The sequence below is a fragment of the Microcoleus sp. Pol14D4 genome (assembly GCF_036701245.1).
Classification (GTDB): Bacteria; Cyanobacteriota; Cyanobacteriia; order Cyanobacteriales; family Microcoleaceae; genus Microcoleus.
In genome coordinates this window covers 1-1,227 of the sequence record NZ_JAUBQM010000201.1, presented here as the reverse complement: position 1 = coordinate 1,227, position 1,227 = coordinate 1, and the positions used below count along the sequence as shown (strand labels likewise).

The window sequence follows — 1,227 nt, the reverse complement described above, 5'->3', positions numbered from 1 at the left end:
ATAATATTTTTTTGGAAATATGTGTTATTTTTGACGCTCAGAGGACAACTTCATCATACCATAGTTCAGCAACGCCGCAGAGCTTAATGAACTCGCATTTGACCCATCACTATTGGTTCACTTTCGCCAAAGAATTAGTCCGAACTTAATTAATAAAGTGAACGAACGCATGGTCGAAAAAATGCGCTCCATCACCGAGCGAGCGTCAAAACTGAAAAAAAAAAGAATTCGGACGCAAAAAATGAGTCACTCAATCGAGGAAAGTTGATCGTAGATGCAACCTGTGCCCCAGCCGACATTACCTATCCGACCGACTTAGGACTATTAAACAAAGCCAGAGTTCATACCGAAAAAATTATAGATATCCTGTATAAACAGATCAAAGGTCAAATCCCGAAAAAACCAAGAACCTACCGTAATCTCGCCCGAAAAGATTACTTATTAATAGCCAAACAAAGAAGACCATCCCGCAACAAAAAAAGACAGGCAATTAAAAAACAACTTCAATATATCACAATACGGTTTACTTAAGGTCGAACAAGCGGTACACTAAGTATGATGTATAAAAAAGTAAATCAAGTATAGTGCCGTACAAAAAATTATTATTAGAATCTCCCAAGCTCAAAAGTAGCGAGATATTCAAAGCAATAGAGATAGCAATTCCATCAACAGAAATAGAAGTGGCTATCCTGAAAACAAAAGTAAGAGAAAAACGGCATCGTGCGCTACCATCACAACTGGTAGTATGTTTGATCGTAGCAATGAGCTTATGGTCAAAAGACTCAATGCGCGACGTACTAAAGAATCTGATTGATGGGCTTAATGAAGTCTGGTTGAAAACAGGTAAATATTGGAAAATTCCGTGCAAGGCAGCTATTACTAAAGCCAGGAAAAGATTAGGGCCAGTTGTAATGAGCCAGTTATTTCATCAGTTAGTACGACCAATGGCGACAACTGAAACAGTGGGAGCTTTTCTGAATGGATTGAGAGTTGTAGCAATAGATGGAACCTGCGAGTGACCTCCCAGACAGTGATGAAAATGCCAGAGTTTTTGGCCGTCCAGGTAGCCGTCCAGGTACAAGAGCTGCTTTTCCCTTTCGCCTTATTAGTTATTTTAGTAGAAGCAGGAACTCATTTAATATTTGATGCTTTATACCAATTCACTATGAAGATACACTAAATGAGGCTGATGTCTTTCTGGTTGGAACTATATCCTTAGCGTTATAT

Annotated in this window: 2 pseudogenes; both read left to right on the top strand. The window is 38.9% G+C overall.

The annotated features are described in order from the left end of the window. Positions 1-85: 85 nt before the first annotated feature. Positions 86-513: pseudogene (locus QUA33_RS28095) on the top strand (IS5/IS1182 family transposase); the annotation flags it as partial. Between the two features lie 161 nt (positions 514-674). Beyond that, a pseudogene (locus QUA33_RS28090) lies at positions 675-1,153 on the top strand (transposase domain-containing protein); the annotation flags it as partial. Positions 1,154-1,227: the final 74 nt, after the last annotated feature.